Origin of the sequence: Chitinophaga fulva (assembly GCF_012927205.1) — a bacterium.
GTDB classification, from domain to species: Bacteria; Bacteroidota; Bacteroidia; order Chitinophagales; family Chitinophagaceae; genus Chitinophaga; species Chitinophaga fulva.
Genome location: NZ_JABBGC010000002.1, coordinates 1,473,120 through 1,486,727 on the forward strand (window position 1 = coordinate 1,473,120; position 13,608 = coordinate 1,486,727).

Sequence of the window (13,608 nt, forward strand, 5' to 3'; positions counted from 1 at the left end):
GCGTATCAGTTTACTTGTTACAATCCAGTATTTGCCGGTATACGGCTTCGGGAAGCGGCCCTTCACGAAAGGCCGACAGGCTGTCTTCCAGCTCTGTTACACGCGACGCACCTGCTACTATGCTGAAGCGATGCGGAATGGTCAACAGGAAACGGTGAGCCAATGCGGACAATGTAAGATGATGTTGCTCCGCTATCACCTGTAAACGTTGGGCGGTAGCAATACTGTCTGCGTTTAACCATGGCGGCGGACGCTGCTGCCAGGTATGAAAATTCTTTCCCAGCAGTCCCATATGAAGCGGACTGGCCGCGTAATAGGTCATTCCCCGTGCGTTACAGAAAGGTAACCGGTCCTCGAGAGCCGCCACACTACAGGCATTCAGCCTATTGAACTCCATGATCACATCAAAGGTCCCGGTTTTAATATAGTCCTCAAACCACAGCGGTATATTTCCTCCCAGACCGATCTTCTTCACCAGCCCCTGTTGTTTCAGGTGTTGCATGACAGCCACCACACGATCTGCTTCCTGTTCTGCTACCGCTTCCGGATCATGCAGAAATAATATGTCCACCGCGGGAACGTCCATTGATTTCAGGGAGTTGTATACGCTGTTCATAATGCCAGCAGCAGAATAATCGTAACGGGCCTCGTCTGCGGCATATGACCGTAGCCTGCCCGCTTTGGTGCTGATAACCGGCCGTGGCCCTTTCCACAGTCTCAGCGCATACCCCACTATCTGCTCCGCATCACCGTAGGCAGGTGCGGTGTCAATGGCCGTTATACCATTTTCCAGCGCCATCAGTATAGTGCGGACAGACTCCGTGGGGTTAATTTTACCCCACACCCCTCCAAGACCCGCTGTCCCTAACACTATACTTTTGGCATTCATCAGGAAGAAATCTAATCAAAAAACTAAAAACGATGATTTAAAGGTAGTTGCCCTACAATGGTGTTACAACAATTAAATTGACTTTAACCAATGTTATTTTTGCCCGGCTTTCAGGAGATAAACAACGCAGTCGTGTGCGCCTAACTGTCCTTTCAATGCCTTTACAGGCTTACCGCTCCATACTTCTGAGATATTGAAAGGCTGCCACAGGTCGAGGTCTTTTTTCAGGTCTATCTCAAAGGCCTGCCCATTGGAAGAACGGTTGAACACACAAACGGCGAAAGCCTTGTTCTCCAGAGGTTTCAGCAACACCTGCAGATCGTTCCGCTTTAAAACGGTGGTAGCCTGTTTGCCCAGTGCATCCTGGTTGATGGCAATCAGCTCTTTGTTGGTGATCAGTTGCAATACGTCCGGCGTGATATGCTTCAGGTCCATATTCACCATCAGCGGCGCCGCCAGCATAGACCACAGGGCGAAATGGGTACGGTATTCCGCAGCGGTGCACCCTTTAAAACGGCCGTCCACAGAAGACGACGCCCCTTTCCCGTAAAGGCCTACCATGAGCAGGTCCGGATCATTCCAGCCGCCTGGGCCGGCATAGGAGGCCAGGTATTCCTGTTGATGAAATATCTCCATGATCCCGGTGAGATTGCTATCATGCGATTCCCATACGTCACGGCTGTCCCAGGTGGTACGCCACAGGTGACCGCCAGCCGCTTTTGCCCAGAGCCAGGGTTTCCGTTGCCCCCATTCACAGATAGAATATACAATAGGACGGCCGCATTTTTTCAGGGCATCGCCCATGCGGGCATAACGACTGAACGCAGTAGCCACATCTTCCGGCGCATTGCAGTAATCATACTTCAGGAAGTCAATGCCCCATGCCGCGAACGTACGGGCATCCTGTTCCTCAAAATTGTAACTGCCTGTAACACCGCCACAGGTCAGCATAGCAGCATCCGAATAAATGCCGAGCTTCAATCCTTTTGCGTGTACATAGTCGGCCAGGTATTTCATGCCATGCGGAAACCGTACCGGATCAGGAAAAAGGTTATTGTGTTTATCACGGCCTGCCACCCAGTGATCATCTATCACCAGGTAACGGTAGCCGGCGTCTTTCATGCCGTTGGAGGCCATCGCATCGGCCATATCGATGATCACCTGTTCGCTCACCCTGGCTTCAAAAAAGTTCCAGCTGTTCCATCCCATGGGAGGTGTCATCGCCAGTGAATCCCAGGCAGTGTAACGGGTTTGCGCGCCTACCGGCAGGCAGCCGACGATTGCCGCCAGCAGAAAAATAATTGTTCTCATTGTTCTCCGAATAAGGGTCTGTTTCCGGTAAATATCTACAAAAAACAGGGGATTTTCAGCGATTATCAGAATCTCGTGGGCGCTCCTGTAACCGGAACCACCAGCTCAAACCTTACTTTATCGTCCTGCACCGGTTGTAATGCTGCAATGATGATATCGCTCTGCCCTTTTGCGATCCGTAAATTACTGTTTGCGGTAATCTGTTCAAGCAGCTTACGACCGTTATCTGCCACCCAGAGTTTTCCATTTTGGTAGATAACATGCTGTCCCACGTTGAGGGCCTTATCAATCGTCAGCACCGTATTACCGGCCAGCTGGATCTTCAAACCCTGCACGACCGCGCCTTTGGGACCAGTCACCTTAAGGGAAAGCTCCAGTGACTGTTCCTTAAATTCATTCTGCAATGGTAAGGCAGTGCCTGCGATTGTTTGTGCTGTAAACCTGTTTTCCTTTATGGGATACAGCAGGAAAGCGTTGGCGCCGGTTTTCTCCAGGTGAAATTTATAGTCGAGGTTTTTCAGTCTTTCCTTTAAAGCAGGGGTGAATTTATTGGCAGTGCGCGCTTCTTCCCAGGTATGGAACGCCTTGAATATCGCTGCTTTTTCTCCGCTGGCTTCTACTGTCTGCTGGCTCAAACCCAGCATGTACGTGGCATTCCAGCCGATAGATTTTGCTTCGAGGTTTTCGGCGTCATAAAGGCTCCAGTCGGCCTGGTAGTTTTGAATACCAAAGGTGGCTGGGAAATAGCTGCTTTCGAATACGTAGCGCATATCCTTTCCTTCGATGCCCCATTTATTTTTCACCGGGCTGAACATATGATCGCCCCCTCCCACATTACAAACGCTCATATAATGCCAGCTGCCTTCCTGCACTGCGCTGCCCATTACCCGGAGGTATTTGCCGCCATTGCGGTGGTAGCTATCAAAAAGCCCGCGGAAGAAGCGTTTGAAAGAGTATTGCCCATGTCCCTGGTACATACAGCTTTCCAGTCCGTCGAAATCGATATAGTCCATGCCCCCTTCTGTCAGCCATTTACCATAATAATCCGCATATATGTCCTGCAGGTGCATATCTGGTGCAAAGCCACGGTAGCAGTTAGGCTGCAGCTTTACGATAGTGGTACCTGCTTTATAACTTCCGCGCGTAGTATGGTGAAAGCCTCTTTTTACTTTAAGGAATGTATACGGTGGTATGCGGGTGATGCCGTCATATTCAATCAGCTCCTTCCCTATTTTCAGTACATTGGTATGGTTACCCTCCCATCCGCCGAATTCATGGAAGTATGCGGTGTCCGCCACGGTGATGATCGTATCTTCAGGGGACAGGTCTTTAGTAATGACGGTACGTTGCATAATAGCGAGACTGTCACTCGGCACCGGTGCTACATCGTTGTTATCATTGGGTTGCAGGAACTCGCAAAGCGTGTGTAGTCCGTAACGGATGCCTTGTTGCTGCATCAGCGCACCGAAAGCGGGAATACTCATCTCCTCCTGCCCGGAGAAACTGATCTTTCGTTTTTTCCAGCGGTTGGCCGGATTGGGATAGTATTCGCCCCATCCTTCATCCTGAACGCCTTTTATATTCAGCTGTCCGGAATAGGCTGCCAGGCTATCGTGCGGGCCGTGCCACGCAATATCCGGGCGATAGGCAACAGGGTCTTTGATCCATTTGCCGTCTATGGTTGGATGTGGCAGTCCTTCTGCCAATACTATTTTTTCAATCGTGTTCAGTCCCAGAGAATCCGGGCAGGCATAGAGCGCTACAGACGAACCGATATAATCTGCCTCCACGGGCGTCACCAACTGGTACCGGGCGGAATTGGCCTTCCCTTCTATTCCTTCCGGGTAGTCCGGGAAACGGATCATCTGCTCTTTTCTTCTGTCTCTTGCATGCATGCAGATAGTGGCGCCATAGGCGGGTTCCAGCTTTGCGCCATTGCCATAATTCATCCGGAAATATTCTTCCGGCTGAGAATAGAAAGCAACATCGCTCACACCATCACCACCGATACTGAACGTCTGCCCTTCTTTGAGATGGGCCGGCAGCGGGTATTTCACCGGATCAGGAGAATGGATGAAATAATACATAAAAGAGAGGTCTCCTTCCGTAGGAGGCCCTCCGGTGGTATTATCATCCAGTCCCAACAGACCAAAAGCAAACTCCTTGTTCCTCACCACACCGATCACATCTCCGATCAATGTGGAGATGGTTGTTTTATACGGTCCCCAGACGATGTTATCGATTCCTGTTCTTTTAGTAAGGGACAGCAACTTCAGCTTCAGGTACTCCGGCTGCTGATCTATCCTTATCCTCGCTTCAGACCCATTGGGATATCGCAGGAGCATTTCATGCTGTTGCGGCGTATATACCGCCTGTTCCGGCAGCAGATATTGTTTACCGGTATAAAGACTCATCAGCGCCGATGTAAGTCCCTTCGGATGATATTCCCGGCCATTCTTTTTATTCCTGACGGAAGATATAAATCCTCTATTATCGATCGTCATAACGGCATACTTTGTTTGCAACGTGGTAACCTGCGCACAAAGACCGGTGGTATAGCAGAGTAATGACAACAGCGTGATAATTCGCCTAAAGCCGCCAACATTCATGAAAAAAAGTTTAAGTAATACAAACCTCTAATTACCGGTATCATCAGCAGCATAACAACGAATAAGTTATCAAACATCGATGGTTTATTTGCATTTAAAATAAAAACCGGCAGCCATTGACAGCATACCGGTATCTATTGTCATAACTTAATTCGGAGACCTTCAGCGTACTTCATTGCTACTTTGTAAAGTATTTCGTGGTGCTCATGTTATTCATAACGTAAAATATTCCTGACTACTTCATAAGACAGCGCATTGTATATTCGACATGTCCACTTCCGGAAATTTATGGATAAAAATTATGCAGGAAGACGGGAAGCAGATAAAACAAAAAAACTGATCAATAACCAAAGGAATACGGCCCCATAGCTATTCCACACTTTCTAATTATCAAGAACATATTCTATATTGACAACTACCTATGTAATCTTTGCCCTCTGATATTTAAAGGAAAAACGATTAAAAAAAGCTTTACATTGTTTTTACAGCAACGGCACATCCAGTGTACTGCACGACGATTGCGTGAAAACTGCCTAATGAGGTCACTGGTATAGCCAGTGAATAAACAATCTCCGGTACGCTGGCAGGCGTACCGGAGTCCTATTAGTTTCAAAACTTATATTGAATGAAATATTTCCTCATCATTTTATTAGTCTATTCATTTCCTCTATCCGCTCAAAACAATTACACCCTAAAAGCCTCAGTCCCCGCAGCTTTTGAGGGAACGAAGCTTTTTCTGACCATCGAAGACAATTACTCCTTACACAACTATAAAAAAATTGATTCAGCTGTAGTTAAAAATAATATCGTCCGGTTTGCCGGAACACTTGCCAGGCCAAGTGAACAGGCCGTTCTTTCCAACACCATCGACACCCGCGCCCACAGGCTTCACTTTGCACTGGACGCCGGCGTCAATATCTTATCCGTACAACCCAACCCGGTGTTCTATAATAACAAACTTTCCTTTATTTCGTCAGCAACCTCTTCTAACCAGTCCAACATCATTTTAAAGCAGATAGACAGTCTCCATGAGCGGCGTAGAACTACGTGAACAGCTATCTCAAAGAATACAGGCGCGAACCGCTACTCAAAAAGGACGCACAGTGCCCTTGTTCAAGGTACCAACAAATACTGGTGAAATATTTACCAACGAAAGCCTGAAAGGCACACCATATCTCATTATTTTTTCAGCGACCTGGTGTATTCCCTGTCATGAAGACCTTCCGGTTATTAAAAGCATGTATGACAAATACAAACACAAAGGGATGAAAGTGGTTGCGTTTAATATGGATGACGATGTAAAAAAATGGCAGCAGTATATTACGAAAGAAAAACTCAGCTGGATCAACGTTTCCGAGCGGACCAAAAAGTGGGCCGACAGCAATATCCGCCGGGCATTTGATATTGAAAGCGTTCCTACCTATCTATTGATCGACCAGCAAGAGGAAATCATCTATAACTCCAAAGGCGACGAGAATCGCCTGGAAAACTTAGAGCATAAGCTGGCAAAGCTATTCCCGTAAAGATAGCCGACGTGCAGTGTAATCGTTTTCAGGGATACAGACATCACGTGAAATTAAATGACCGGACAACCACTGATTTCCTCGGTAGCTGTCCGGTACAAAGTTATGATCGGGTCTTAAAAAAAATCTATTTAAGCTCCAGCACCACGACAGCGCATGGTGGCAGCTTCACCGTTAGCGTATTATTCTTCAGCACCGCCTCTTTAAACGCTACCGGCTTAATCTTATCCGGTTGTGTAAAGCTGTTGTAATCCTGCAGTTTGGCAGACGAGAGGATACGGCCGGTCACTGAATGCCAGGCAGTTCCTGTTTGCACGGTTATCTCCTGCGCTTTGGCAGGATCGATGTTCACCAGCGAGATATGCGTAACGCCCGACTTGTCTTTGGAGGCAGAAGCGGTAACAGCCGGCAGGCGTTCGTTTTTATAGGTATAGCTGTTACTTTGCACTTCCACCGGGACCAGCGTGGCATCCTGGTGCACATTGTACATCTCCATGACGTGGTAGGTGGGCGTCAGTACCAGCTGCTCTCCTTTGGTTAAAACAACCGCCTGCAATACGTTTACCGTTTGAGCGAGATTGGCCATCCGCACCCTGTCGGAATGATTGTTGAAGATGTTCAGGGTAACGCCGGCGATCATGGCGTCGCGCATGGTATTTTGCTGAAAGAGGAAGCCGGGATTCGTACCTGCCTGCACGTTATACCATCCACCCCACTCGTCTACTACCAGGGCTACTTTTTTCTTCGGGTCGTATTTATCCATGATGGCGGAATGGCGACGTACCAACGTATCCATGAAACAGGTGCTGCGCATAGTCTGGAAATACTGTTCTTCCGTAAAATCAACAGCATCGCCTTTTTTACCCCAGTCGATAATGGAATAATGATGTAACGCCAGGCCATCCAGCATGTGCAGCGGGATGTTTTTCATCAACACTTCCGTCCAGTTATAGTCGGAGGAATTGGCGCCTGAAGCGATCTTAAAAGTGTTGCCGCTCATGAAGGTGGCGTATTTCCGGTAGATGTCCGCGTAATATTCAGGCCTCATGTTTCCGCCGCAACCCCAGGCTTCATTGCCTACGCCCCAGTAGTGGACTTTCCAGGGTTGTTGCCGGCCGTTTTGCTGCCGCAGGTCAGACATAGGGCTCTTACCGGGAAAATTCACATACTGCACCCAGTCGGCCAGCTCCTGCACGGTGCCGCTGCCTACATTACCCGCCAGATAAGGCTCTGCGCCCAGCTCCTCACACATGTTCAGAAAATCATGCGTACCGAAGCTGTTGTTCTCTGTGACGCCGCCCCACCATGTATTCACAATCGTGGGCCGCTTATCCTTAGGCCCGATACCATCTTTCCAGTGATAGGTATCTGCAAAACAACCTCCCGGCCAGCGCAAATTGGGGATTTTCAGGGTTTTTAAAGCAGCGATGATATCTTTCCTGACCCCATTGATATGAGGGATGTGGGAAGTGTCCCCCACATAAAATCCGCCATAGATACAGTTTCCTAAATGTTCGGCAAAATGTCCGTAAATATTGCGATTGATAGTTTGTGTTGGCGCATCGGGATGAAAGGTGACTTTATTCTGCGCCTGTACTGCCCCCAGAGAGGCCACCAGGCTCAGCATACTAATAAAGCGGCGACTAAACTTGTTTGGCATAACGTGGAATTATAACGATTCGTTTAAACTGATTCAAAGAAATAAAATATTTGTCAATTTTACAATTGTTTTTTTTTCACCGCTATAACAGGCATAAAAAACCCGCCAGTATCAGCTAAGACCTGGCGGGCGATCGGCAACATCTATAAATTTATACTTTCTGTGTGCTTACATTGTGTCTTTTAATATGGGTGGCCAACATTTCGGTGGAGGTAATTTCACTGGCATCTCCTTCAAAGGTATCAAAGGGGATAATGGCCGAAAAATCAATACCGGTCTCCTTTTGAAGCGCTTCAATGCTGTACATGTACTCTTTAAACTCCACATTCTGGTCCAAATCAAGTTGTTCCCAGTTGATATCATCTACCAATGTCTTCTGGGATAATTTAAAGGCGGTCGCTTTCAGCTCTCCGTCGTCCGTGAGCCAGAGTACGATCTTAAAAAAGTCTACCGGCACCTGCACCCCTCTGAACACCCGGTCATCGTCTCTAAAAACAGGGCCATTAAATACGGAGATGCGGGCAGTTTTCCCCTCCTCTACTTCCGCACCTTTTTCCAGCACTACTTTTTCCAGGATACCCCAGAGGCCTTTCCGGCTGCTCTGGTTGATAGTGGGCACCTGCGGACAGGCATTGGTATACATACAGGTCAGATCAGCGTTGCGTTTGGCATCATCTGCGGTGGCTCCCCAGTCGGCATCTTCCCGGCGGCTCATATGCCCTTTGTCGAAACCGCTGTTTTTATAGTAAGTATCGTCCAGCTGCAGGTCGAAGCTTAACCTGTTATCACGCAGCCATACGTCTTTCCGCTTACTGTTATCGAGCCTTTTAGCCGGATCACCGTCCACATTGATGGCGCTGATCATCGGCATCCTTCTTACCGAATGCAGGATGGTGCTGTAGTTGTAATATTTCAGTACGATACTGTCGGTACCATCCAGTTTAGCCGCAAATTTCTTCATGGCTCCCTGGGGCTGTGGCATAGCGATGTTAAGCCCATTGCCCAAAAAAGTGGACAGGTAACCTTTGCAGGCGGAGAAATCAGTGTCCTGCTCCAGTTTTTTCACTTCTTCAAAGTCCGCCTCCGCTGCCGTCAGGGCTGCTGGCGCAGACGCTGTAGCCGGCGGCAATCCTGCTCCCTGGCTGATATTGATGTTAATCATGCCATTGCGTTCTATCAGCGACGCCGGAAATGAAATATTGACATTAGCGGAAGAGTTGTTTGTTTCCATATCGGGGGTTTTAGGGGTGAGTGAAGGCGTTGTATTTTCCTGCTCCGGCTGTTTTACCAGGGCTGTCAGTGTTGTCGTTTTGGGGGCCGACAAATCTTTTACCAGCGGCTCCTGTGGGAAATTAAGGGCTATGTCCTTTAATATCACGCTGATCCGGATGCCTTCATTGGCTATCCATACCACACGCGAGGCATCAATGGAACCATTGACCATGGGGATCACTTTCCCCTCTTTATCAATATAGTCGCCCGCCTCATTTTTCTGTCCCACTCCCATATGATGCAGGGCCACTACCTGCCACTGGTCGTTGAAAACCGGGCTGCCACTGCTGCCAGGCGCGGTATCTGTTTTATACCAGATAGAAGTAGGCGCAATTTTTATAAAGAGATTTTCCCGGATCGACAACTGTTTGTAATCGCCATCAGGATGATGGATGATGTTAAGCGCTTCCTCGTCTTCATTGCCCAGTTTTCCAAGAGACGGGTCCAGGAAAAGAAAACCTATGTCATTGATGCTACGCTTCCCGGTGATATCTACCGGCGCCACGGCCACAAAACAGTAATCCAGCTCCTTGGAGGCATAGTAAAACCGGTTGACGTCCAGCGCAAAAGATACGGCGCTCCCCGGCGTACCGTGGATATCCAGCTCATAAAAAAACTGGACTTCACTATCGGCCACGTCATCTTTTGTTTTAAAAACATGCCAGTTGGTCAGCAGCAGGTTGTAAGACACCATGAAGCCGGTGGCGTAGCCGATGTTTTTACTGCCTTCTTTAATGGCAATCCGCCCTACCCGCTGTTTGGCAATGCCGATCAATTCCACGAAATTACTGTAGACCGAATCATTTTTACCGATGGCCCGCTCAAAGGCGAAATCTACCGGCTCCTGGTTGATGGTTTCCAGCATCTGTTTTCTTCGCTGCATGTTTTCATCTGCACCCAGGATGTTGCCTGTCGCCACACTGGCTGGCACATCTGCCGGCAGGGCCTCTTCGGCCGTACCAGTGGGCGTTTCTCTGGTTGGAGTTTGATTCAGGGTCGCGTATCGGTTCTCCGATTCGACCATCTGATCGAGGGATACTTGCATAATCGTTACAGGGGTTTGGTTTGGTATAGAAATTAACCGACTCCTTACAGTTAAGTATGGTCACATCTGATCAATAACAATAACATCATTTGAACTACCGGTGGAATAATTGGCGATATCTGACTACATTGGGGCGGTATCTAAAAGTACAGTTTACCTGCACTGTCTCCAAATTAATTTTATGTTACCCTGAACGATTGAACTATTGGTGTTTTGTAAACTGCCGGTAGCTGCTACAGCCAGGTATGCAGCCAATAATGGATCAGCGGTTTGGTGACAGCCCGTTGATACGGGTTCCTGATTTCCGAATAATCAAATTCAAACATATCCTTTACGGCCACTATCTGCTGGCCTGTATGGCTTTTTTTCATGGTTTCCCGCATCCTGAACGGGCCGGAGTACTGCGGCGTACGCGGCAATGGCGGCGTATGGAACGCCTCCACGATATCGTCCACCAGGTTTTTCAGGTAAGGCTCCCCTTTCACCGCCGCAAAACATTCAGAGGCATAAGTACCATTAGACGGATCTATTAAAAGGTAGCCTGCTGGCAGGTCACTTATCTGCGCGTAATAATCTGCTGAAGATACCAGCTCGATGTCCCAGTCGATGTAATACCCCGAATAATGATAAACGATGAGGTACCGGGCAATATCCGAAGCCTCCGCCAGGTTCCTCGCCTGTAAAAAAGGTCCGAGTGCCTGCGGATAGTTTGCCTGGATAAAATCCCTAATAGCCGTGTAATTCCATCGCTTGATCTCAAATCCAAACCGCTTCATCTTCTCCCAGGAAGACACACACATCCAGATCATGGAGGTGGGAATGTCATTCAATATCAGCTGATGAATAATAGGCGCTACCATCGTGGAAATTGTTTGTTGATCAGTATGCCCGCTGCTTCTCCTTCTCATTGGAGAAGTTCCTTTGGTTGGGATTAACCTTCGAACTGCCAAACCGGTAAGATATGGTCACCCTCAGGTTCCTGGTGTCATAATAGTTATCGTAGTATTGTGTTACACCATTTACCACAGCATTTAGTTTACCCTGAGTGGTCTTCAGTATATCGCTGGCCTGTATACCCGCTTCCCACTGGTTGTTTATTTTATACCTGAAGGCAATGTTCACATTATACCTGGGCGTCCGGTGAAATATCCCGTTGATCTGTGGTGAATAACAGAAAAACGCTAACTGTGCGCTGATCTTTTTACTGATCTTAAAATTATTGTCCATGCTGAAATAACCGACATATACCTCATAATTAGGTACGATAGCCGTATCCCGCTGTCTTATACTTCTGTAGTAACCAGTAAGAATGAAATTAGTTTCCAGCCAGCTTACCTTCCGGAAGGTATAAATAGCCGTTAATCCCACGGTGAACATATTATAGAAATTCTGCGTAGTGTCTACCACCACTTTCGAATTTTCATGGGGGATAGCCATTTGTGCTACCTGATCGTCACCGAAGTTGGTATATGCCTGCAAATTCAGGTTGTCGTTATTGGAATAGTTCAGTTCAATATTATGTGAGAAAGAGGGTAACAGGTAAGGGTTTCCCACAGAATAATAATACCGTGTAATATATCTCTCAAAGGGATTCAGGCTCATATAGGCCGGCCGGTCTATTCTCCGCCCATAAGCGAGGGAGAGGACGTGATGGTCATTGATCTTATAGGAGGAGTAAAAAGTCGGAAAGAGCTTCAGATAATTGTTTTTGTAGGTGCTTTCCAGTGTGTTGGAGATGCCTTCTGTATGGGTATTTTCAAGCCGCAGGCCGCCCTGCAGTTCAAATTTGCTGCCCAATGCCCGGCCGACTGTCAGGAACAAAGCGCCTGTATTCTCCGTGAACTTAAACTTGTCCTTATAGTCGAACAGCGTATCCGTTTTAGCAGCTACTGCTGTAGCAGACAATTCATTCGTGTTCCGCGAGCCGGAATAGTTGACGCCATAGTTGACATCAAACTGTTGGATCTTATGTTCTACATCTACGTTCAGGGAAAGATTGCTGAACGCATTGTTGCCGATATTCCGGGAAAACCATTCCCTGCCGGCCATAGGCTGTCTATCCGGGCCATAGGTATCTGAATTGAAATCCCTGGAATTATCAAAGCCGCTCTTGTAATAGTCAAGGTCCACCACGATACGCTGGTCATCTTTTCCCAGGGAATACGTTCCATTAAGGTTCAATGATACATTATCCGTTTCCGAATGCTGGGAACCATTTCCGATGAGTAAAGAGTCGATGTATTTTGTCGTTTTTTGTTCAATGCTGGTGGAAGTGTTGTCAACAGTATGGGGCCGGCTGTTATTATAAAACGCCTGCGCGCCGACGGTCAGCTTCTCCGATATTTTATAATCGGCCTGTAGCCTTGCGTTATATAGTTTTGTATAGCTTCTCCTTTTACTTTCGCTCTCCCAGTTCTGTGTAGCATACAGTATGCGCGGCCGCTCTGTAAAAGCCCCGGAACCTTCGGTCATACTGGCATTGGAGGAGAGTGACAGTTTTCTCTTCTGATAGTTAAAGCCAATACCCAGGTTCTCCGTTGGATAAGTGGCCTGCGTGTATACGGAGCGTATGGAAGCGCTCCAATAGTCATTGATGACCTTTTTCAGTTTGATGTTCAGTATACCGGAATTACCTTCCGCGCTATATTTGGAAGGCGGCATGGTGATCACCTCAATACTCTCTATGGCATTGGACGGAATACTCCGGAGATAGGCAGCCAGGTCGTCTCCTCCTATACGCAGCATTTTATCATTGACCATGACTGCCACACTTCCTTTACCGATAATGCCGAGATTGCCATTCTCTGCCATGACCAGCGGCGTCACTTTCAATACATCCAGCGCATCGCCGCTGATGGATGCCATACTATTTTGCACGTTGAAGACCAGCCGGTCCACCTTACGTTCTATCAATGGTTTTTTGGTGTTTATCACCACCTCTTTCAACTCGCTTACTTTTTGTTTCATGCTGATAAGCAGCGCGGTTGAGCTCCCCGCCACAAACACCGTATCCACGTCCTCGTACCCGGTAAAGCTGCATTTCAGCAGGTAGGCAGTTTTTGCCGGCAAGTCCTTGAATGTAAACATCCCTTCCTTGTCAGACAAAGTATGCTGCAACATCGTGGAATCCCTGAATAGTTTTACGGTAACATACTCAAGCGGCTTATTGTCACTCGTAACAATGCGCCCCTGCGTGGTTTGTGCGCATAAGGAATCAGACAGGAACAACGTGGTAACAATGATGTAAACGAATATTATTCTTTGCATATCAGGAAATAGTAACTGAGCATGGTCTATTG

General features: G+C 47.8%; 9 protein-coding genes. 2 read left to right on the top strand and 7 right to left on the bottom strand.

All coding sequences use genetic code 11. The features are described 5' to 3' along the window. Positions 1-10 precede the first annotated feature (10 nt). The 3 genes from HHL17_RS22500 to HHL17_RS22510 all read right to left on the bottom strand — a co-directional run bounded on the left by HHL17_RS22500 (position 11) and on the right by HHL17_RS22510 (position 4,809). A complete protein-coding gene (locus HHL17_RS22500; protein WP_169227034.1) occupies positions 11-889 on the bottom strand; it encodes an aldo/keto reductase in 879 nt (292 codons plus the stop codon). 93 nt (positions 890-982) lie between these two features. After that, the gene (locus HHL17_RS22505) at positions 983-2,200 is read right to left on the bottom strand and encodes a glycoside hydrolase family 27 protein (protein ID WP_206156128.1); all 1,218 of its coding nucleotides are present in this window, start codon (positions 2,198-2,200) and stop codon (positions 983-985) included. 65 nt (positions 2,201-2,265) lie between these two features. Further along, the gene (locus tag HHL17_RS22510; RefSeq protein ID WP_169227035.1) at positions 2,266-4,809 is read right to left on the bottom strand and encodes a hypothetical protein; all 2,544 of its coding nucleotides are present in this window, start codon (positions 4,807-4,809) and stop codon (positions 2,266-2,268) included. Between the two features lie 625 nt (positions 4,810-5,434). Here HHL17_RS22510 and HHL17_RS22515 point away from each other — a divergent pair. Together HHL17_RS22515 and HHL17_RS22520 are read left to right on the top strand one after the other, a co-directional pair. Further along, on the top strand, positions 5,435-5,860 hold the full coding sequence (locus tag HHL17_RS22515; RefSeq protein ID WP_169227036.1) for a DUF4369 domain-containing protein: 426 nt from the start codon (positions 5,435-5,437) through the stop codon (positions 5,858-5,860). Then, entirely contained in the window at positions 5,838-6,332 is a 495-nt protein-coding gene (locus HHL17_RS22520) for a TlpA family protein disulfide reductase (RefSeq protein WP_169227037.1), read from the top strand. Before HHL17_RS22515 ends, HHL17_RS22520 begins: the two co-directional genes overlap by 23 nt. A 127-nt stretch (positions 6,333-6,459) precedes the next feature. On the opposite strand, the gene HHL17_RS22525 is transcribed toward HHL17_RS22520, so the two are convergent. From HHL17_RS22525 to HHL17_RS22540, 4 genes are all read right to left on the bottom strand, one after another. Further along, entirely contained in the window at positions 6,460-7,992 is a 1,533-nt protein-coding gene (locus HHL17_RS22525) for an alpha-N-arabinofuranosidase (protein ID WP_169227038.1), read from the bottom strand. A 151-nt stretch (positions 7,993-8,143) separates the two neighbouring features. Then, positions 8,144-10,309 (bottom strand): DNA/RNA non-specific endonuclease, encoded by a 2,166-nt coding sequence (locus HHL17_RS22530; protein ID WP_169227039.1) that lies wholly within the window; start codon positions 10,307-10,309, stop codon positions 8,144-8,146. 233 nt (positions 10,310-10,542) lie between these two features. Continuing rightward, positions 10,543-11,217, bottom strand: coding sequence for a glycosyltransferase (locus tag HHL17_RS22535; RefSeq protein ID WP_169227040.1), 675 nt, complete (start codon positions 11,215-11,217; stop codon positions 10,543-10,545). Next, entirely contained in the window at positions 11,189-13,576 is a 2,388-nt protein-coding gene (locus HHL17_RS22540; RefSeq protein ID WP_169227041.1) for an outer membrane beta-barrel family protein, read from the bottom strand. Before HHL17_RS22540 ends, HHL17_RS22535 begins: the two co-directional genes overlap by 29 nt. Between the last annotated feature and the right edge of the window lie 32 nt (positions 13,577-13,608).

Coding starts and splice junctions, on each gene's coding strand:
- HHL17_RS22505 (WP_206156128.1), bottom strand. CDS start 2,200: ATGAGAACAATTATTTTTCTGCTGGCGGCAATCGTCGGCTGCCTGCCG.
- HHL17_RS22500 (WP_169227034.1), bottom strand. CDS start 889: ATGAATGCCAAAAGTATAGTGTTAGGGACAGCGGGTCTTGGAGGGGTG.
- HHL17_RS22525 (WP_169227038.1), bottom strand. CDS start 7,992: ATGCCAAACAAGTTTAGTCGCCGCTTTATTAGTATGCTGAGCCTGGTG.
- HHL17_RS22520 (WP_169227037.1), top strand. CDS start 5,838: ATGAGCGGCGTAGAACTACGTGAACAGCTATCTCAAAGAATACAGGCG.
- HHL17_RS22535 (WP_169227040.1), bottom strand. CDS start 11,217: ATGAGAAGGAGAAGCAGCGGGCATACTGATCAACAAACAATTTCCACG.
- HHL17_RS22540 (WP_169227041.1), bottom strand. CDS start 13,576: ATGCAAAGAATAATATTCGTTTACATCATTGTTACCACGTTGTTCCTG.
- HHL17_RS22515 (WP_169227036.1), top strand. CDS start 5,435: ATGAAATATTTCCTCATCATTTTATTAGTCTATTCATTTCCTCTATCC.
- HHL17_RS22510 (WP_169227035.1), bottom strand. CDS start 4,809: ATGAATGTTGGCGGCTTTAGGCGAATTATCACGCTGTTGTCATTACTC.
- HHL17_RS22530 (WP_169227039.1), bottom strand. CDS start 10,309: ATGCAAGTATCCCTCGATCAGATGGTCGAATCGGAGAACCGATACGCG.